The sequence below is a fragment of the Frigoribacterium sp. CG_9.8 genome (assembly GCF_015751965.1).
In the GTDB taxonomy this organism is placed as follows: Bacteria; Actinomycetota; Actinomycetes; order Actinomycetales; family Microbacteriaceae; genus Lacisediminihabitans.
Window position 1 is genome coordinate 69,619 of sequence record NZ_JADOVH010000007.1, and the last position, 17,503, is coordinate 87,121.

Annotated in this window: 19 protein-coding genes and 1 tRNA gene; 9 read left to right on the top strand and 11 right to left on the bottom strand. The window is 62.5% G+C overall.

Annotated elements, in window-relative coordinates; translation table 11 throughout:
• Positions 1–96 precede the first annotated feature (96 nt).
• On the top strand, positions 97–573 hold the full coding sequence (locus IWX88_RS13020) for a hypothetical protein (RefSeq protein WP_196830959.1): 477 nt from the start codon (positions 97–99) through the stop codon (positions 571–573).
• A 107-nt stretch (positions 574–680) separates the two neighbouring features.
• Here IWX88_RS13020 and IWX88_RS13025 read toward each other — a convergent pair whose 3' ends face one another.
• From IWX88_RS13025 to IWX88_RS13035, 3 genes are all read right to left on the bottom strand, one after another.
• Positions 681–2,264 (bottom strand): MFS transporter, encoded by a 1,584-nt coding sequence (locus IWX88_RS13025; RefSeq protein ID WP_231369282.1) that lies wholly within the window; start codon positions 2,262–2,264, stop codon positions 681–683.
• A gap of 447 nt (positions 2,265–2,711) precedes the next feature.
• Positions 2,712–2,800: transfer RNA gene (locus tag IWX88_RS13030), tRNA-Ser, on the bottom strand.
• A gap of 93 nt (positions 2,801–2,893) precedes the next feature.
• A complete protein-coding gene (locus tag IWX88_RS13035) occupies positions 2,894–4,138 on the bottom strand; it encodes an LCP family protein (RefSeq protein ID WP_196830963.1) in 1,245 nt (414 codons plus the stop codon).
• A gap of 152 nt (positions 4,139–4,290) precedes the next feature.
• Between IWX88_RS13035 and IWX88_RS13040 the strand changes: the two genes are divergently transcribed.
• Positions 4,291–4,857 (top strand): GIY-YIG nuclease family protein, encoded by a 567-nt coding sequence (locus IWX88_RS13040; RefSeq protein WP_196830965.1) that lies wholly within the window; start codon positions 4,291–4,293, stop codon positions 4,855–4,857.
• 67 nt (positions 4,858–4,924) lie between these two features.
• On the top strand, positions 4,925–5,812 hold the full coding sequence (locus IWX88_RS13045) for a 1,4-dihydroxy-2-naphthoyl-CoA synthase (RefSeq protein WP_196830967.1): 888 nt from the start codon (positions 4,925–4,927) through the stop codon (positions 5,810–5,812).
• Positions 5,813–5,859: 47 nt separating this feature from the next.
• Here IWX88_RS13045 and IWX88_RS13050 read toward each other — a convergent pair whose 3' ends face one another.
• Genes IWX88_RS13050 through IWX88_RS13060 form a run of 3 tightly spaced genes read right to left on the bottom strand, consistent with a single transcriptional unit; the run spans position 5,860 to position 8,551 of the window.
• Positions 5,860–6,792, bottom strand: coding sequence for a cytochrome b/b6 domain-containing protein (locus IWX88_RS13050; protein WP_196830968.1), 933 nt, complete (start codon positions 6,790–6,792; stop codon positions 5,860–5,862).
• Entirely contained in the window at positions 6,792–7,766 is a 975-nt protein-coding gene (locus IWX88_RS13055; RefSeq protein ID WP_196830969.1) for an electron transfer flavoprotein subunit alpha/FixB family protein, read from the bottom strand. Before IWX88_RS13055 ends, IWX88_RS13050 begins: the two co-directional genes overlap by 1 nt.
• Before the next feature lie 14 nt (positions 7,767–7,780).
• Positions 7,781–8,551, bottom strand: a complete 771-nt coding sequence (locus IWX88_RS13060) for an electron transfer flavoprotein subunit beta/FixA family protein (RefSeq protein ID WP_196830970.1) — start codon at positions 8,549–8,551, stop codon at positions 7,781–7,783.
• A gap of 193 nt (positions 8,552–8,744) precedes the next feature.
• Here IWX88_RS13060 and IWX88_RS13065 point away from each other — a divergent pair, with 193 nt between their 5' ends.
• Positions 8,745–9,281, top strand: coding sequence for a MarR family winged helix-turn-helix transcriptional regulator (locus tag IWX88_RS13065; RefSeq protein WP_196830971.1), 537 nt, complete (start codon positions 8,745–8,747; stop codon positions 9,279–9,281).
• 62 nt (positions 9,282–9,343) lie between these two features.
• Here IWX88_RS13065 and IWX88_RS13070 read toward each other — a convergent pair whose 3' ends face one another.
• The 3 genes from IWX88_RS13070 to IWX88_RS13080 form a co-directional block, all read right to left on the bottom strand.
• Positions 9,344–10,909 (bottom strand): aldehyde dehydrogenase family protein, encoded by a 1,566-nt coding sequence (locus tag IWX88_RS13070; protein WP_196830972.1) that lies wholly within the window; start codon positions 10,907–10,909, stop codon positions 9,344–9,346.
• Positions 10,910–11,031: 122 nt separating this feature from the next.
• Positions 11,032–12,120: a cation diffusion facilitator family transporter gene (locus IWX88_RS13075; protein ID WP_196830973.1), complete on the bottom strand. Its 1,089-nt coding sequence runs from the start codon at positions 12,118–12,120 to the stop codon at positions 11,032–11,034.
• Positions 12,117–12,485, bottom strand: a complete 369-nt coding sequence (locus IWX88_RS13080) for a metalloregulator ArsR/SmtB family transcription factor (RefSeq protein ID WP_196830975.1) — start codon at positions 12,483–12,485, stop codon at positions 12,117–12,119. The genes IWX88_RS13075 and IWX88_RS13080 overlap by 4 nt, the downstream gene beginning before the upstream one ends.
• Before the next feature lie 110 nt (positions 12,486–12,595).
• Between IWX88_RS13080 and IWX88_RS13085 the strand changes: the two genes are divergently transcribed.
• Together IWX88_RS13085 and IWX88_RS13090 are read left to right on the top strand one after the other, a co-directional pair.
• Entirely contained in the window at positions 12,596–12,961 is a 366-nt protein-coding gene (locus IWX88_RS13085) for a zf-TFIIB domain-containing protein (protein WP_196830977.1), read from the top strand.
• A gap of 153 nt (positions 12,962–13,114) precedes the next feature.
• Positions 13,115–13,429, top strand: a complete 315-nt coding sequence (locus tag IWX88_RS13090) for a hypothetical protein (RefSeq protein ID WP_231369283.1) — start codon at positions 13,115–13,117, stop codon at positions 13,427–13,429.
• Positions 13,430–13,511: 82 nt separating this feature from the next.
• On the opposite strand, the gene IWX88_RS13095 is transcribed toward IWX88_RS13090, so the two are convergent.
• Positions 13,512–13,814 carry a hypothetical protein gene (locus IWX88_RS13095; protein WP_196830981.1) on the bottom strand — a complete coding sequence of 101 codons (303 nt, stop codon included), beginning with the start codon at positions 13,812–13,814 and terminating at the stop codon, positions 13,512–13,514.
• Between the two features lie 84 nt (positions 13,815–13,898).
• The gene (locus tag IWX88_RS13100) at positions 13,899–15,647 is read right to left on the bottom strand and encodes an AMP-binding protein (RefSeq protein WP_196830983.1); all 1,749 of its coding nucleotides are present in this window, start codon (positions 15,645–15,647) and stop codon (positions 13,899–13,901) included.
• 485 nt (positions 15,648–16,132) lie between these two features.
• On the opposite strand from IWX88_RS13100, the gene IWX88_RS13105 reads away from it, so the two are divergent.
• From IWX88_RS13105 to IWX88_RS13115, 3 genes are read left to right on the top strand one after another with little or no spacing between them, the layout of a single operon-like run.
• Entirely contained in the window at positions 16,133–16,744 is a 612-nt protein-coding gene (locus tag IWX88_RS13105) for a hypothetical protein (RefSeq protein ID WP_196830985.1), read from the top strand.
• Complete coding sequence (locus IWX88_RS13110) at positions 16,737–16,892, top strand: hypothetical protein (protein WP_196830987.1); 156 nt, start codon at positions 16,737–16,739, stop codon at positions 16,890–16,892. The genes IWX88_RS13105 and IWX88_RS13110 overlap by 8 nt, the downstream gene beginning before the upstream one ends.
• A gap of 27 nt (positions 16,893–16,919) precedes the next feature.
• Positions 16,920–17,426 (top strand): hypothetical protein, encoded by a 507-nt coding sequence (locus tag IWX88_RS13115; RefSeq protein WP_196830989.1) that lies wholly within the window; start codon positions 16,920–16,922, stop codon positions 17,424–17,426.
• The last annotated feature ends 77 nt before the right edge of the window (positions 17,427–17,503 follow it).

The window sequence follows — 17,503 nt, forward strand, 5'->3', positions numbered from 1 at the left end:
TCGCCGCGCCGGACGTGCTCTCACGAGAGGTGTTCATACTGGTCGGGTGAACTTCACGACGCCGCACCCTCTCGACAGCCCGAAAGCAGCGATCTCATGACCGCTGGACTTTCAATCACCCTCGCCGTATGTGCCGCCCTCATTGTGCTGGCACGGATCGTTGTGCCGCAGCTGCCGGTCATGGGTCGAGCGGTGAGACTCTCGATCCTGGACGCAGTGCTGGTCGGGGTGGGAGTTCTTGGGCTCCTCTTTCACTGCACCGCTATGTTCTCCCGGGGGCTCTACAACGGGGCTTCCGCGCTCCAGCCCTTCGTTGGCCTGGTGAATGCGATGGGGGGTGCCAGCATCGTGCTGTTTGTGGTGCCGGCACTGCTCATCCTGATCGGACTGCGGAGACAGCAGCGAGGCGCACTGGCCGTGCTGAGCCTGACGTTTGTGGCCGTAGGAGTGACGATGTACGCCGGTGGACCTCTCCAACTCCACCTCGCTGCCATCTTCGCCGCGACGATCGCTTTGGCAGCTCTCGTTTCACTTTTCGTGTTGGCGCCGCGGCGGACCCGGGTAGCGAAATAGGCGCGCCCCTTGGTCTGTCTCACTCACCTCAACTTGGTGCCACCTGATGCCAGAGGTGCTCGTGTACTGAGCAGGTTGTGCTGAGCAGATCGTACTGAGCAGTGCGACTAAACCTTGAGCGGCTCGGGCTCATCATCGAGCACCACAAGCTCAATCGACGTGCTGGGTGGCTCATAGCTATCGTCAAAGGGCATCTGGTCGGTGTTCAGGTTGGGGTTGTCGTCCTGGGTGGCGACGAGTTGCCGGGCTTCGTGCACAGAGTCCACGCTCGGCATCGACCCGAGCAATGGCAGCCCGGCGGTTTCCCGCATGAAGAAGATGGCAATACCACCGACCACGGAGGTGCCCATCAGGTAGTAGGCGGGCATCATGTCATCACCGGTGGCTGCGATCAGCGCAGCGATGATGAATGGTGTGGTGCCACCGAAAATTGCGACAGAGAAGTTGTACGCGATTCCCATCGCCCCGTATCGGCTCTTGGTTGGGAACAGCGCCGGGAGGCCCGAGGCGAGGTTCGCCACATAGAACGTCACGGGAAGTGCAATCAGCGCGAGGCCGAGCAGGGTGGACCAAATTTCACCGACGCCGATCAGCAAAAACGCCGGGATTGAGAACACGATGGCGGTGATCGAACCCATCCAGAGCACCGGACGGCGACCGATCTTGTCGGAAAGCTTGCCGGTCAGCGGGATACAGAGCGACATGATCACCAGGATCGGGATAGTCAGCAGAGTGCCCTGCAGTTCGTCATATCCTTTGGTGCTGGTCAGGTAGGTCGGCATGTACGAGGTGAGCGCATACCCGAGCGTGTTGGCGGCTGCGACAAGGATCATCGCAACGACGATCCCGCGCCAGTGCGCCTTGAAGATTGCCAGGGGGCCGTTGGCTGCAGGAACTTCGGCCGCGGTCGAGTTGCCAGCGTGGACATCCTTCGCCTCCAGAGTTGCCAGGAAGGTGGGGGATTCCTCGATCTTCATTCGGAACCAGATAGCGATGAGGCCAAGGGGCCCGGCGATAAGGAACGGAAGTCTCCAGCCCCAGTCCTCCATTACCGACTGTCCCAGCGTTATCTGAAGCACCGAAACGAGCGCGGCACCGATGGCGAAACCCAGATAGCTACCCATGTCGAGCAGGCTTGCGAAGAATCCGCGGCGCTTATCGGGAGAATGCTCACTGACAAAAGTTGTGGCGCCGGCGTACTCTCCACCGGTCGAGAATCCCTGCAGGAGCTTTGTGAAAACCAGAAGCACCGCGGCGAGCATTCCCACCATGGCGTAGCTCGGGAGCAGACCAACCGCAAAAGTCGAGGCGGCCATCAGGATCAGCGTCATTGAAAGGACCTTTTGGCGACCGATCTTGTCGCCAAGCCAGCCGAAGAAGACACCACCGAACGGGCGGGCGATGAATGTGGCCGCAAAAGTGCCGAGCAGGAATAGCGTCTGCACGGTCTTGTCAGCCTCCGGCAAGAACACGGGGCCCATCGTCGTGATCAGGTAACCGAACACCCCCACGTCGTACCATTCCATCGTGTTGCCGACGATGGTCCCACCGAGTGCTTTCTTTAGGCGAGACTGGTCGACCACGTTGACGTCGGACACCTTCAATCGGCGCGGCAGAAGCGGAGTTTTCGTTCCTTCAGACGCCGTATCAGCGCCCTTTTTGCTGTCGGTCCGGCTAAGTTTTCTCGACATTTCGGCTTCTCTCATAGAGGTCAACTCGGCTAACGGAGCGTTGCCCAGGTTCGGGCATAGCTAAAGATTTTAGCCCACAAGCCTGTTAACCCAGATTCTCAACCGGAACATCACCCCTGGACAGGGGTTTGCGCGGGCATGACGCAGGTCACTCGAGAACCCCGCACCGTCTCAACGGGCAGGTCTCAACGGGCAGTGGCAGGTCGAATTAGTCCGGCCTGCAGAAAATTCACGAGGCTGAGTGCACCGCAGGACCAGTGATGTCGAAGTCCTCCGGTGGAGGCACACGGCCGGGAGCGGACCGCTGATCGACAAACCGCGTGACCGCCAACTCGACCGCAGCTGTGGTCGCCATGAAGTTGCTTTAGCCGCATCGTCTCGGACCAGGTGTTGCTCGACGATCATCATTCGAGGGGAACCATGCTTCTCAGAAGCGGTTTTACAGTGCGGAGCCGGTGGGATTTGAACCCACGGAGGAGTTGCCCCCTCTCCACCTTAGCAGGGTGGTGCACTAGGCCGAACTATGCGACAGCTCCCAGTAGACGTCTCTAATCATAGCGGCACTCTGAACGAAGGCCCATTCGTCGCCGTGGCGGTGGGACCTCTTGCTCCCGGATTCGGGTGACCGCTTATCTGTTCACCTTGGAGCAGGTGTAGTCCGCAGCGGTCTGTCCAAGGACCCCGGTCACTGCATCCGCTGTCGGCGTCGGAGCCGGGGCACTCGCGGAGGATGATGGTGCCGGGGTCGCGGATGCCGAAGGCTCCGGCGAGGTGTTTGGATCTGCGACAGAGCCACGTCCCGTGCCGGAGTCGAGGCTGAACGACTCATCCGCCTTGATCTTCGCGAACAGTGCGGTCGCGACGCTGGTGAGTGGTGCCACCTTGCCCTCATAGACCCCACTGACGCCGGTCGTGCCCGGGTACTGCACGAACGTGATTCGGTCGAGCGGGATGCCCTTCAGCACCAGCGCGAGTGACGCCATGGTGTTCACGTTCTTCAGGCTGTTCGACAGCGTCATGTTCTGGCTGGCCGCCGTGGCGATGCCATACAGCTTGGTGAAGTTCGTGAGGGTGTCATTGCTCTTCACTGTGCGCACGAGAGAAGACAAAAATACCTGCTGCGAACTGATGCGGCCGAGGTCGCTGCCATCTCCAACGCCGTGGCGACTGCGCAAAAAGGCGAGGGCATCCGCTCCAGCGAGCGTGTAGCTGCCGGCCTTGGGCAGATTGATGCCGCTGTAGTTGTCGATGAGCGGACCATTGACGCAGACCGGCACACCACCGACGGCAGTCGACATCTGGATGACACCCTGGAAGGTGATGAGCGCCGCAAACGGGATCTTGAGCCCGGTGAGCTTCTCAACTGTGAGTGCGGTGCAGGCGAGCCCACCGTAGGCGAGCGTGTTGTTGATCGGCTGGGCAGACATGGAGTTGTAATTGCCCTTACCGTCTTCGCGGGGGCAGGCGGGAATTGGCACCACCATGTCGCGCGGGATACTCACGGCCACCGCGTTGGACTGATCCTCGGACACATGCACGAGCATGGTGACGTCATTGAGCACTCCGTCGTCCTTGCCGAACTGCCCGCCCTGGCCGGCCCGGGTGTCGCTGCCCACGATCAACACGTTGAAGCCACCCTCGAACGATCCGAGGTCCGGCGGGGGGCCCTGCTTCTCTCCGGGCAGAGCCACAGAATTGATTTTGCTAGCGATTCCGGCCACGGCAATGCCGGCCACGGATGCCGCACTCACGGCGACGACGGCAATCGCAGCCCCGACGAACTTGAGCACGGTGACAATCGGACGGGACGACCGCAAACGGCCATGACGGGCGATGCCGCCGATCGAGCGCGAACGAGGGCGAAGGTCACTCATGGCGGATCCTTTCGGCGAGGCCAGGCGGGGCGCATAACGTGAGGGAAAAAGCAGCGCGGGGCTGCGCAAGTCTCGGAAAGCTTACACGGGCGGCTTTTACGCCGAATGAGAGTGGCGCAGTCGGCGTCGGAGGCAGTCGCTAGCGTGCCGTTATGACGCAATGTGTTGTTATCCAATGTGCTGCAGAGAAAAGTGGCCCGTGCCACGCGGATGCTGATCCCGATTCCGCACTCGGCCTGTGCGGCAGGCACCTGCTGGCGGCACACGACTGGGTCGCGCGCCGCGTTGGAGTGACGGACCGCCTCCCCTCCCCTTGTCTCGCCTGCGGCTCCCGGCTCGGCGTCTGTTACCCCTCGGGCTGGCTCTGTGCCATCTGCGAATGGAAGGTCGGCGACATCCCCGACCACGACGCATCGGCACTGCGAGTGGATGTCGTCTACTACATCCGCTTCCGGGGCCGCATCAAGATCGGCACCTCCGGCAACCCGCGTCGTCGCCTCGCGAGCCTGCCCCACGAGGAGATTCTGGCTTTCGAGCGCGGCGACCGGCTCGTCGAGCAGCGACGTCACGCGCAATTCGCAGGCCATCGCATCCCCCGCACCGAATGGTTCGAGCAGCACGAGGCCCTGTTTCAACACACCAGCGAGCTGAGGGCGGGAGTGGATGACCCGTGGGCGCAGTATGCCCTCTGGGTCAGTCGTCGCGCCGCGCTGCTCTGACCCGCACCCACCTGCCAATTGCCAACGGTCGGGGCGGCGCGACAGCGGTTCTCGTTATTCTGGGCACATGGCTTTCGTCTCTGAACTGTTCGATCCCACCGTGTGGCATGAGGTCGATGGCTTCGGCGAACTCACGGACATCACCTACCACCACGACACGACGGGCCGCATCGCCCGCATCGCGTTCAATCGCCCGGAAGTGCGCAACGCATTCCGACCTCAGTCGGTGGATGAGCTCTACCGCGCACTCGATCACGCGCGGCAGAACAGCGCCATCGGGGTCGTGCTCGTCACCGGTAACGGCCCGAGTGCGAAAGACGGCGGCTGGGCGTTCTGCTCGGGCGGCGATCAACGGATCCGCGGTCGCGACGGCTACCAGTACGCAGACGGCAGCGCCTCGACGGGCCGCCTGCACATTCTCGAGGTGCAGCGACTCATCCGCATCATGCCCAAGGTCGTCATCGCCGTCGTGCCGGGCTGGGCTGCAGGCGGCGGGCACTCGCTGCATGTCGTCTGTGACCTCACCATCGCGAGCGCGGAGCACGGACGGTTCAAGCAGACCGATGCCGACGTCGGGTCGTTCGACGGAGGCTACGGAAGCGCCTACCTCGCCCGCCAGGTCGGGCAGAAGTTCGCCCGCGAGATCTTCTTTCTCGGCCAGGAGTATTCGGCGCAGCGGGCCTACGACATGGGGGCGATCAACGCCGTTGTGCCGCACGCGCAGCTCGAAACCAGTGCTCTGGACTGGGCACGCACCATCCTGGGCAAGTCGCCGACATCGATCCGCATGATCAAGTTCTCGCTCAATGCGATCGACGACGGACTCGCCGGCCAGCAAGTGCTCGCGGGCGAAGCCACCCGCCTCGCCTATGGCACGGATGAGGCGGTGGAGGGCAGGGATGCCTTCCTCGAAAAGCGCGAACCCGACTGGTCGCCCTACCCCTGGCAGTTCTAGCGGCCTGGCGGTTTTAGCGGCCTGGCGGGTTTAGCGGCCTGGCAGTTCTAGCGGCCCACATGTCCGAAAGTGCCGGCAATCGCGCGCAGAACGATCGGCTTCGCCGCGATCCAGGCGGCGACCATGATTACAATCGAGGCCGCGAAGATCCAGAATCCGCCCCAGCCGTAGCCGTTGTTGCCGGCGTACATGTGGTTCAGATTCTTGATCGCCCCAGTGGCCAGCACGAGGGTCACGTGCACGACGGTGAACGCGGCGAAGAAGATCATGACCGGAAAATGGATCGCTCGCGCGACCGGGAGAGGGAAGATCCGGTCGAGCGGCGCGAAGCGCACCGCAAGACCCGGCGACATCCGGATACCGGTAATCAACGCGAGCGGCGCCGCGATGAAGACCACCAAGAAGTAGCTGAGCACCTGGAGGGAGTTGTAGTTGACCCAGCCGTTCTCGACCGACCAATTGAGCGAGGCGTACTGCAGTGCTGCCGAGATCGCGTTGGGGAAGACATCCCAGCGGGTCGGAATGATGCGTGTCCACTGCCCGGTGGAAAAAATAAGCACGTAAAACAGCACGCCGTTGAGCAGCCACAGGGTGTCGATGGAGATATGCATCCACAGGTTCAGGCTGATTCGCACCGGTTTTCCCGGTGTCTTGATCAGGCCGGAGTTGTTACGAGTCCAGTAGGCATCCGGCCGTTTGGTGGTGCGCACGAGCCAACCGCTGCGAATGATGAACAGCAGGAAGAAGGCGTTGAGCCCGTGCTGCCAGGCGAGCCAGGCCGGAAATCCCACCGGGGCGAACCAGGGCAGCGCCGATTCTCCCGGGAACGCCGTCACAAACGACTGGCCGCCCTCACTCGCCCGAATTCCGCGCGCGGCGAGAACCAGCAGGAAGAGCCCTGCGAGAACGGCTGGCGCGATCCACACCAGCGCGAACCACCGGCTCGAGCGAAAGCCGGATATCGTCTGCGACAGTGCCATCATTCTGCGCGAGTGCCGAGGGCTTCGATGAGCTGCGGCACCACGGTGAACACGTCCCCGACGATACCGAAGTCGGCAATGTCGAAGATCGGAGCGTCGGCATCCTTATTGATCGCGACGATGGTTTTTGCGGTCTGCATACCCGCTCGGTGTTGGATCGCGCCCGAGATTCCGAGCGCGATGTAGAGCTGGGGGGAGACGGTGATGCCGGTCTGGCCCACCTGGCTGGTCTGAGGCACGTATCCGGCATCCACCGCAGCACGGGATGCTCCCACGGCGGCTCCGAGCGCGTCAGCGAGTTGCTCGACCAGGGCGAAGTTGGCCTGCGAACCGAGTCCGCGTCCACCGGACACGACGCGCGCCGCCCCTCGCAGTTCAGGTCGATCCGTTGCCACGACGGCGTCGTGCACGGCATCGATGACCGCAGCCGAAGCGGCGTCCACGATGACCGCTTCTGTTGTGAGAGTCGCCGTTGTCGCATCCGCTCGAGCCTCGATCGCACCCTGGCGAACGGTCACAATCGCGGGACCACCGCCTGGCACGGTGGCCTCGACGGTGTACCCGCCACCGAAGACGGAGTGGGTGGCGATGACGTTACCAGCCTCGGAGCGCACATCGACAACATCCACCAGGAGCCCGGTGCGGAGGCGAACGGCGAGCCGGCCGGCGATCTCACGTCCGTCGATCGAATGCGCGAGCACGATGGCTGACGGCTGAAGAGCTGCGGATGCCGCCTCCAGCGCCGCGAGCTGGGGGGCGACGAGCAGGCTGCCGGCCGTGTCGGTCTCGGCCAGGTAGACCTGGGCGGCACCCAGTGCACCGAGCTGTGCGGTCACTGCGTCACCCGTTCCCGGAGCCGCAACTACCACCGCGACCGGCGTACCGAGCTGGGCGGCGGCGGCAATGAGCATTGCTGCGGTGTTTCGGATCTCGCCGCTGGCGGAGATCTCGATGAAAGCGAGTGCGTGTGTCATGGCTATTTCCCCACTCAGATCAGGCGGCCGGCGGCGAGGAACTCAGCGAGCTGAATGCCCGCGTCTCCCGTATCGACGATCTTCGTGCCAGCGGTGCGCGCCGGGCGCTCGGTCGTGCGGGTGATCTCGGTGCCTGGCGCGTATCCGGACTCATCGAGCCCGAGGTCGGCAAGGGACCAGACATCCAGCGGCTTCTTCTTAGCTCTCATGATGCCTTTGAAGTTGGGAAAACGCGGCTCGGCCGAGGCTTCGGTCACCGAGATGACCGCGGGAAGCGAGGCGTGCACGGCAACAGTGCCGTGCTCATCGCCACGAACGCCGCGGATGCTGCCCGGCACGATCTCGGAGGAGTCGAGGTAGGTCATGCTCGGCACCCCGAGGTGCTCAGCGATCATCGCCGGGATGACGCCACCGCGACCATCCGTCGCCTCGTTTCCGGCGATCACGAGATCGAAGCCGCTCTTGGTGATCGCCGCTGCGAGCACCGCGGCCGTGCGGGAGAGGTCCGATCCGGAGAGTGCGTCGTCCTGCACGTGCAGGGCGGCATCCGCTCCCATCGCCAGCGACTTGCGCAGCACTTCGGTGACGCTCGACGGGCCCATCGAGAGCGCGATTACCTCGGCATCGTTGGCATCCTTGAATTGGAGTGCAACTTCGAGCGCTCGTTCATCGATCTCGTCGATGACAGCGTCACTCGCCGCGCGATCCAATTGGCCCGTTGCGGTGTTGAGCGTGCGCTCGCCCCAGGTGTCGGGCACCTGCTTTACCAGCACGATGATCTTCATTGATGCGCCAATCTTTCGAACTGAACCCGATGCTACGCGGCAGACCCGCCCAGAACAATTTAGTTGTGACTCCGAACAGATACAACTAGTTCCTACTACTTTACCCATCTGCATACACACCCAGGCGAAGCATCAACGGCAGTAGCAATCCCCTGTACCGTAAGTGGACCGAGCGGACGAGAGGATTCAGCGGATGGCAGCATCGACGCCACTGTTCAGCGATCCGATCGCCGAAGCGAAACGCCAGTGGCTGAGCCATGGGTGGCGGGAAGCCGCCGATGGCATGGCCGCCGTCACCTCTCTCATGCGCGCCCAGCAGCTCATGCTCGGTCGGGTCGAGAGCACGCTCAAGCCGTTCGGCCTGTCGTTCGCCCGATTCGAGATGCTGACGCTGCTCAGCTTCACCAAGGACGGGCAGTTGCCGATGGCGAGCGCCGGTGCGCGACTTCAGGTGCACCCGACGAGCGTCACGAACACCGTGGATCGGCTCGAGCGCGATGGCTTGGTGACTCGATCCGCTCACCCCACCGACGGTCGCGCAACCATTGTCACGATCACGGTGACCGGCCGCCAGGTGGTGACGAAAGCGTCACCCGCTCTCAACTCCACGGTCTTTGAGCAGCCGGGAATGTCACCGCAGGATCTCTCCGACCTCGTTCGCATCCTCGCCCGTTTCAGGCGACAGGCCGGCGACTTCATCGATCCGCCGACTCCGCCAGACCCGCTCTAGAAGACTGACCCGCTGTAGAGGACGGACCTGCTTTAGCCGCCGGATTCGCGTGAGCCGCCGAATCAGCGCACCGGCAGCTTCGAATAGCTGGGAAAGTTTCCGAACAAATGCTCAGTGACGTCTGCGGGCGCTTCGGTCACCGCGTCGATGAGCAGATCCCCGCCAACGAATGCGCCGGTCCAGGAGGCGCCGAGGCCGCCGAATACCTCTTCTCGGTCCCCTCTGCTTCGCGGGCGATTGACCCCGACCTTGAACGCGCGCAGTTCGTGGCCGACCCGGGTTGCGAAATCCGGATCGTCGGTGGCGATGGATGCAACCAGGTTGCCGTTACTCACGTTCATGGCAGCGAGGAGTTCTGCTTCGGTGTCGACGAGAACAATCGAGTCGAGGGGTCCGAAGGGCTCGGCGTGGTGAAGCGACCACGATGTCGACGGGTCGAGCACTGTTGCGGGAGCTATGTAGGCGCTGGTGTCTTGGCCGACAATGAACCGGCCATCCTCGCGGATCCCGCAGTAGATAGGAGCGGCTCCCTTGTCGAGGGCTTCTTCGAACTGGCTCACCAGGGAAGTGGCCTTGGTGGCGTGGATGACCGGTCCGAAGTCGAGCACGGGCAGCGCGTCATCATCATCTGCGACCGCAAGCGGATGCCCGAATTTGAGATCGCGCACCATGGGCAGGTACACATCAAGAAACTCAGGTAGCAGCCGGCGCTGGATCACGTATCGCGGGTAGGCGGTGCAGCGCTGTTTGGCGTACTCGAATCCCTTGCGCAGATGGCCCGCGAGCACATCCCACTGCGAGAACTCCCAAATTCCCCAGGCATTCAGTCCCTCCTGTTCCAGGATGTGTCGACGGTTCGTATCCGCGAGGGTGACGGCGACCTTGCGCCCGTTGGAACGCCCTCCGACAAAGGCGAGAGCCCCGATCTGGGGCGATTGGATGAGGGCGTCGCCGAGCTCGGCGCCGACCCCGGAAACGAGGGTCACGGGTAGACCCGCTCGGTGCATCATCGCGTGGGCCAGGGTGAGCGTATGAAAACCGCCCTGCGATGGCGTCTTCGCGATCACCGCGTTCCCGGCAAGAATCTGCACGAGTTCGGCGTGAACTTGCACGCTCATCGGATAGTTCCATGACGCGATGTTGGACACCGGGCCGGACAGCGGAGTGCGTTCCTCGGAGGTGCCCACCCTGAGTTGACGCGGGATCTGCTCCAGGTACCAGCGCACTCCATCGATGCACCGGTCGATATCGGCCAGAGCGATCAGCCAGGGTTTGCCGATCTCCCAGACCAGCAGCATTGCCAGCAGATCGCGCTGCGATTCCAACAGGTCAACAGCGTGCGTGACCCTAGCCACTCGCTCGGCGAGCGGTGTCCCCCGCCAAATAGCGTGCTGTTCAGCGGCCAGAGCGACCGCATCGACTGCGGTTTGGTGATCGATGCGCGGAGGCCCAATAATCAGCGTGCCGTCGATGGGTGAACTGTGCACGCTGGATTCCCCGGCTGGCACCCAGTCGCCCCCGATCAGGTTGCGAAGGCTCCCCGGATCGAACGATTCCGGAGCCGCGGTTCGGCAGCGCGCGTATGTCTCGGCCCAGTTGGTGCCTGACTTGATGTGCAGCTGGGCCATAGTGCATCCATTCGATAGTGAACGAGAAGTGCCGGAGCATCCGCCTCCGGTTGGCAATTCTTAGCACACGAGTGGCAAATCAAGCTGGGTTAGGGCATCACCGGGTTGACCACGCAGGAGACTCAGCCGTCGGCATGCGGTTTCACCGGAGTGGCTGCGGTGATCGACAAATCATCGAGGTTCGGGAGGGCATGACTCACACGGTGCCTTGCGTGTTTTACCGTGCCTTCGACAGTGGAGAGAGGTGCGTCGGCGACGTGGATGGTTGCCGCTCCCTGCAGGCGGTGTCCGACCCAACGGAGCTGGATTCGAGATACGGAGATGACTCCGGGCATGCCCTCGAGAGCGTGTCGAGCGCGGTCGACAAGCGCAGGCTCGATGGCATCCATGAGTCGCCGCCCAATGCTTTTAGTGGTTCCCCAGAGCAGCACGATGATGGCGGCGGAGATGACGACGCCGATGATCGGATCGGCGAGCGGGAACCCGAGCATGACACCGATGGCCCCGAGCAACACTGCGAGGGAAGTGAACCCGTCTAGTCGCGCATGGACGCCATCGGCGACGAGAGCTGCTGAGCCGATTTTCTGCCCGACCCGGATGCGGTAAATGGCGACGATTTCGTTGCCGATGAATCCAATCAATCCGGCGGCGGCGACAAGCCAGAGATTCTGCAGGCTCTGCGGGTGGAACAGGCGATCGATGGATTCCCAGGCGGCAACGATCGCGGAGAGCGCGACCACAGCAACGATAAATAGGCCGGCGAGATCTTCGGCGCGCCCGAAACCGTAGGTGTAGCGCCGGGTGGCGATGCGGCGGCCGAGGATGAATGCGATCCAGAGCGGCACCGCGGTAAGTGCGTCTGAGAAGTTATGGATCGTGTCGGCAAGCAGGGCGACCGAGCCACTGATGAGAAAGATCAAGAACTGCAGGATGGTGGTTGCGAGCAGCACAAAGAGGCTGATCTTGAGTGCCCGCACACCCTGCGAGCTGGCCTCGAGGGCGTCATCGATCGAGTCGGCAGCGTCGTGCGTGTGAGGCACGAACAACCCGTAGAAGAATCCCTTGATGCCGCCCGGGTGTGAGTGCGCGTGGTCGTGCGCGTGGTGCGCGTGGTCGTCGTGCCCGTGGTCGTCGTGCCCGTGGTCGTGCGCGTGGTCGTGGTCGTGGTCGTGGACATCGGAGTCATGTGAATGGTCGCGGGGAGTGCTCATGTGGTGACCTGTCGATCAATGGGATGGTGGTGCCGGGGGGATCCGCCGAGACTGTGCTCGGCTTGGAAGATCGCGGCGCTGACGAGCTGATTCGCGTGCTCGTCGGCGAGGCTGTAAAACACTCGCGTGCCCACCTGGCGAGTGGATACGATCCGGGCCAGACGCAGTTTCGCGAGGTGCTGCGACACCGATGCCGGTGTTTTATCGAGGATGTCAGCCAGATTGTTCACCGCGAGTTCCTCGTTGTGGAGGGCGAGAATGATTCGCACCCGGGTCGCGTCGGCGAGCATCCCGAAGATCTCAACTGCCAACTCGACATATTGGCTATCCGGGTACCGGCCACAAACCTGCTTATCCGCATCCATAAGCAGATTATGGCACACACCTGGCTGGGGAATCGGGTGGCATCGCCACTCAGGAAATCTCCCTGCGTATGCCCCTAGGCTTCAGGAACGACGACCTGGAGGCACAGCTCATGAAATGTCCAACAGATTCAGCCACCCTCGTAATGAGCGAGCGCGGCGGCGTCGAAATCGACTATTGCCCGGAGTGCCGCGGCGTCTGGCTCGACCGCGGCGAATTAGACAAGATTATCGACCGTGCCGAGAAGGAATTCGCCGCAGTCGCTACCCCCGCACCCGCCCAAGCACCCACCGCGCTGCCGCAGCAATACCCGACCCAACAACAGGGTTCGGGCCAGTATGGCGAACGCAGTGACCGCGGATACAACGACCGCGACCGCAACAGTGACAGCCGTGACAGAGACAGCCGCAACGGTGACAGCCGCGACGGGTACCGCCCGAAGAAGCGTGAAAACTGGCTCGGCGAGCTGTTCGGATAGGCATTCGCTAACCGCACAGCGCGACTTGCTCATCGCGAACGCTCGCGACACGACCGTTCGCGAAACGACAGCCCACGACACGACCGCTCACAAAACGAGGCAACTGTGAAAAATTCGTCATCCCCGCGACACCGCCTCCCTGCATTGCTGGTTGTGCCGCTCCTGTTTGCCCTGGTCGGGTGTTCGCAGCTCGAGACCGCGGTGTCGGATGGGGCCAAGGATGTGGCCACCACTGCGAAGGCGGCCGTGAGCGCCGAGCTGACCAAACGAATCTGTGCCCCGCTGGCCGACGGAACGATCAGCGCCGAGGACCAAGCGCGGGTGACCGATCTGCTGAAAGCAGCCGAAGCATCCGGGCTGGCTACCGACCTCATCGCCAGCATGCAGAAGGTCGCCGACTCCCCAGCGCAGGTATCCGCGAGTGATATCACCGCATTCGTCGAGGCATGCAAGGCCGCGACGCCCTAAACCCGCAGCCGGAGACCCGCAGCCGGGTGCGGTCACAATCCGCTGAGCGCTCGGCGCTGAGCGCTCGGCGCTGAGCGCTCGGCTATGGGTGCTCACGCCGCTCTACGGCGGACGCCCACACCCACACTTCGCTTACCGGCCCATTGCGTATCATCAGGCGGATCTTGACCGCCCGGTCGGTCCAGCCGATGGCTTCACAATCCGGTCGGATGACCGATTCGTGGAACCGGACGTACGCGCGCACCGCGATCGGGGCATCCGCCTCAGTCATGGGATGGTGAGCTAGGTCGAGCTCCGCGTCACTGAGACCGATCGGCCGTGGGCGCACTACGGCCTCTTCGATTTCGCGCCCGATCGCACCGCCGTAGCGCTTGTTCTCTCCCATGCAATTAGTAGAACATACTTTCGAATGTTAAGGGATATGTGAGCGCCCGCCGGGCACGCGATGCCCGGCTGCTCGCACGGATTGTCACGGCAGGGAGCCGTGTGAATCGACCTCAGCCACGACCGTTCTCGACTCGCGCCGGCTCGAATTCAATATTGGCTCCGGCTCTGGCACCACAATCGTTTCGGCTAGGCGCGCGATCGCCTCGTTCCGCATGTCAATCTTGCGAATCTTGCCCGAGACGGTCAGGGGGAAGCTCTCACGGACATCCGTGTACTTGGGCACCTTGAAATGGGCAAGGCGCCCGCGGCAGAATTCGGCGACATCCTCGGCGGTCAACGTGTCGGCTCCTGGAGCGAGGATGATGCAGGCCATCAGTTCCTCGCCGTACTTCTCATCGGGAACACCGATCACCTGCACATCGTGGATGCGCGGGTGTCGAAGCAAGAATTCCTCTATCTCGCGCGGGTAGATATTCTCACCCCCGCGAATCACCATGTCCTTGATGCGCCCTTCCACCGTGATGTACCCCTCGGTGTCCATGCTCGCGAGGTCGCCGGTGTGGATCCATCCCTCGTCGTCGATCGAATCTCGAGTCTTCTCCGGCTCATCCCAGTAGCCGGAGATAACGCTGTACCCGCGGGTACACAGCTCACCGATCTCGCCGCGCGCCACCATGTCACCGGTCTGCAGATCGATGATCCTGTTCTCCAGGTGCGGCATCGTGCGACCAACCGTAGATGTGCGACGTTCGATCGTGTCGTCGCTTCGGGTCATTGCCGACACAGGTGAGGTCTCCGTCATGCCATAGCAAATAGCCACATCGACCATGTTCATCTCGCCGATCACCCGGTTCATCACGGCGACCGGGCAGGTGGAGCCAGCCATCACCCCGGTGCGCAGGGTGGACAGGTCATAGTCGCTGAAATCCGGCAGGGCCAGCTCGGCCATGAACATGGTCGGCACCCCGTAGAGCGAGGTGCCACCGTGATCCTGAACAGCCTGAAGGGCAGCGGATGCCGCGAAGCCGCGCCCCGGAATGATGGCAGCGGCCCCGTGCGCGTAGATGTTCAGATTGCCGATGACCATGCCGAAGCAGTGATAAAACGGAACCGGGACTACGACGCGATCATGTTCGGTGTAGTGCAGTAGCTCGCCGATGAAAAAGCCATTATTCAGAATGTTGCGGTGGGTGAGTGTTGCGCCCTTCGGAAAACCGGTCGTGCCCGATGTGTACTGCAGGTTGATCGGGTCGCTCGCACAAAGCTCATCCATCCGCTCGCGAAGTCCGATGGAAGAGCTGTCTGCGCCAGCATCGAGCAGCGCTGCATAGCTGAACTCGCCCGGCTGGCTCTGGCGGCCGTCGCCGTCGCCGTCGCCGTCGATGAAGACGAGTTCGCGCAGTTCGGGACAGTTCGCGCGGGCGTCACGCGCCATGTTCGGGTAGTCGCTGTTTTTGTCGGAGGGGGCGGAGATGAGCATGCGCATTCCGCACTGCCGCACCACGTATTCCAGTTCGACGGTCCGAAACGCTGGATTCACGTTCACGAGGATCGCACCGACCTTGGCGGTCGCATACTGAACGACTGTCCACTCGGCGCAATTGGGGGACCAGATGCCTACCCGGTCGCCACGCTGAATGCCGAGGACGAGAAGCCCGAGGGCGAACCGGTCCACGACCGAGTTCAGCTCGGTATAGCTCCACTGCCTGCCGGTCGCAACCTCGATGAGTGCATCACGATGCGGGAATCGCGCCACAGTGCCCTCAAAGTGATCGCCGATGGTGGATTCCAGCAGCGGCGGACGCGACGGGCCCTGAGAATACGACGACATGTGCGGGATCCCCTGTGATCACCGTGAATGGTCGGAGGACCAGCCACGCGAGCACGCTAACTTCTCCGGACTACCGGTGTCAAGGGAGGGGCCGCGCTGTGCGAGGTGCGAGGTGCGAGGTGCGAGGTGCGAGCGATGACAGCACGGGCGCGTCAGCGACGATGGCAACCTATTGTCGCTAGTGAATTCGGTGGGCCAGCGTTCAACGGCCGTGAAGCCCCTAAGACCCCCGTGAATCCGGCGGCCTAAGGGGCTTTACTTGTGCGGAGGGCTTGGGATTCGAACTCTAAAAAATGCCCGTGCGACCATTCGGGAAGTGGTAAATTTTCCCGGAGATTCAACGTTTTTGAGTGATAACGACCATCTACGATCTGCTTCATTTGCCCACAGATGTGGGCAGAGTGTTGGCAAGCGACATTCCGTCTTTTCCGTATAAATACGGATGTTTGCTTTCATATTTATATGAAACCTGCGAGCATGGTGCGATGAAGAACGTAGAAATAGTCTGGCGCACTTTGGCCGACGCGGCGCTCGAGAGTCGGCGCAATTGGAACAGCATCAACGATATCGCTGAGGCTGCGTCGGTCGCACCGTCGACGACTCACCAGGCGCTCGGGCGACTTGTCGATATTGGTGCTGTCCGCCCGAACTCGCGCCGCGGGTACACGGTCGTTTCGCCCGAGAAACTTCTCGAAGCGTTCGCAGCGCACCGCAACCTGCGCGCCGACACCATGGTGTCCACAACCTTGCCCGCCGCCCAAAAACTTCTCGATGACGATCAAATCGACTACGCGATCAGCGGCAGCACTGCCGCAGTGCACTACCTCGGCGGCCAAAACACCGTCGCCGATCTGGGCCGGCGGATTGTCTACACGACCCGCCGACTGTCTCAAAGTGACTTCCCCGCGGGAGACGAGGTCATCATCCTGGCAGAAGATCCACTGGCGGCAGGCACCTGGAAATCCGGATACGCCAGCCTCGCACAAACCTACGCCGACCTATGGGCGAGCCCCGGATGGCAGGCAGCCGAATTCACTCGCGCCCTCAAGGCGAAACTGTTCGCCGAGGCCGACTGGGAGCAACGCACCAGTGCCTAATCTGTACGAAGACGAGAGCGGAGTCATCCGCGCTTTAGTTGACCGGCTCGGTCACGACCTCGAGCCGTCGATTCTCATCGGCGGCTGGGCGACCTTCGTTCGTGTCGGCGGGGAGATTAGCCTCGACATCGATCTCATCACCTCTTAAGAGAGTCGCCACAAGCTCGAGCAGCTGATGACGGACCTATCCCCCAGTAACAACCATCAGGGGCGCAAACTTCGGGCGACGATCGACGACGTGCACCTCGACATCTACCTGCCCTACGAATCCCAGCTTGGCGGCATGCTGCGCCTCAAAGTCGAGGTGCTCGCGGAGTATCCCGACGAGCTGTTGTTCGAGAAGTGGACCCTGTTGCGACTCGAAGCGCACATCGCCACCAAGATGGCGGCGCTTCTCGACCGGCACTTCTCCGAGAAGGGCCAGAAGGATGCCCGCGAGATCCTCGCGCTCCTGAAGCTCGAGGGTGTCGACCCCGTTGTTGCCGCTGAGATTCTTGATCGCGCTTCCACCGTTGACATAGGGGAGCTGCCCGCCATGATCGGTGAGGCGTTCGATCTGATCCGCAAGATCATCCCGCTGACGAAGGCTGACCAGAAACTCCTTGCCGAGGTGAAGAAGTCGTGGGTGATAGAGCTGACCCTGCGCGCCTCGCGCCCGCAGGAAGTGCGCCCCCGGCTATGAGCTCGTGAATTCGACCGCGAAGACAAGCCTCACAGTCCGCTGGTATCGCGCCTGACAACCTTGATCACTTTCCGCTC

Coding starts and splice junctions, on each gene's coding strand:
- IWX88_RS13020 (WP_196830959.1), top strand. CDS start 97: ATGACCGCTGGACTTTCAATCACCCTCGCCGTATGTGCCGCCCTCATT.
- IWX88_RS13025 (WP_231369282.1), bottom strand. CDS start 2,264: ATGTCGAGAAAACTTAGCCGGACCGACAGCAAAAAGGGCGCTGATACG.
- IWX88_RS13035 (WP_196830963.1), bottom strand. CDS start 4,138: ATGAGTGACCTTCGCCCTCGTTCGCGCTCGATCGGCGGCATCGCCCGT.
- IWX88_RS13040 (WP_196830965.1), top strand. CDS start 4,291: ATGACGCAATGTGTTGTTATCCAATGTGCTGCAGAGAAAAGTGGCCCG.
- IWX88_RS13045 (WP_196830967.1), top strand. CDS start 4,925: ATGGCTTTCGTCTCTGAACTGTTCGATCCCACCGTGTGGCATGAGGTC.
- IWX88_RS13050 (WP_196830968.1), bottom strand. CDS start 6,792: ATGGCACTGTCGCAGACGATATCCGGCTTTCGCTCGAGCCGGTGGTTC.
- IWX88_RS13055 (WP_196830969.1), bottom strand. CDS start 7,766: ATGACACACGCACTCGCTTTCATCGAGATCTCCGCCAGCGGCGAGATC.
- IWX88_RS13060 (WP_196830970.1), bottom strand. CDS start 8,551: ATGAAGATCATCGTGCTGGTAAAGCAGGTGCCCGACACCTGGGGCGAG.
- IWX88_RS13065 (WP_196830971.1), top strand. CDS start 8,745: ATGGCAGCATCGACGCCACTGTTCAGCGATCCGATCGCCGAAGCGAAA.
- IWX88_RS13070 (WP_196830972.1), bottom strand. CDS start 10,909: ATGGCCCAGCTGCACATCAAGTCAGGCACCAACTGGGCCGAGACATAC.
- IWX88_RS13075 (WP_196830973.1), bottom strand. CDS start 12,120: ATGAGCACTCCCCGCGACCATTCACATGACTCCGATGTCCACGACCAC.
- IWX88_RS13080 (WP_196830975.1), bottom strand. CDS start 12,485: ATGGATGCGGATAAGCAGGTTTGTGGCCGGTACCCGGATAGCCAATAT.
- IWX88_RS13085 (WP_196830977.1), top strand. CDS start 12,596: ATGAAATGTCCAACAGATTCAGCCACCCTCGTAATGAGCGAGCGCGGC.
- IWX88_RS13095 (WP_196830981.1), bottom strand. CDS start 13,814: ATGGGAGAGAACAAGCGCTACGGCGGTGCGATCGGGCGCGAAATCGAA.
- IWX88_RS13100 (WP_196830983.1), bottom strand. CDS start 15,647: ATGTCGTCGTATTCTCAGGGCCCGTCGCGTCCGCCGCTGCTGGAATCC.
- IWX88_RS13105 (WP_196830985.1), top strand. CDS start 16,133: ATGAAGAACGTAGAAATAGTCTGGCGCACTTTGGCCGACGCGGCGCTC.
- IWX88_RS13115 (WP_196830989.1), top strand. CDS start 16,920: ATGACGGACCTATCCCCCAGTAACAACCATCAGGGGCGCAAACTTCGG.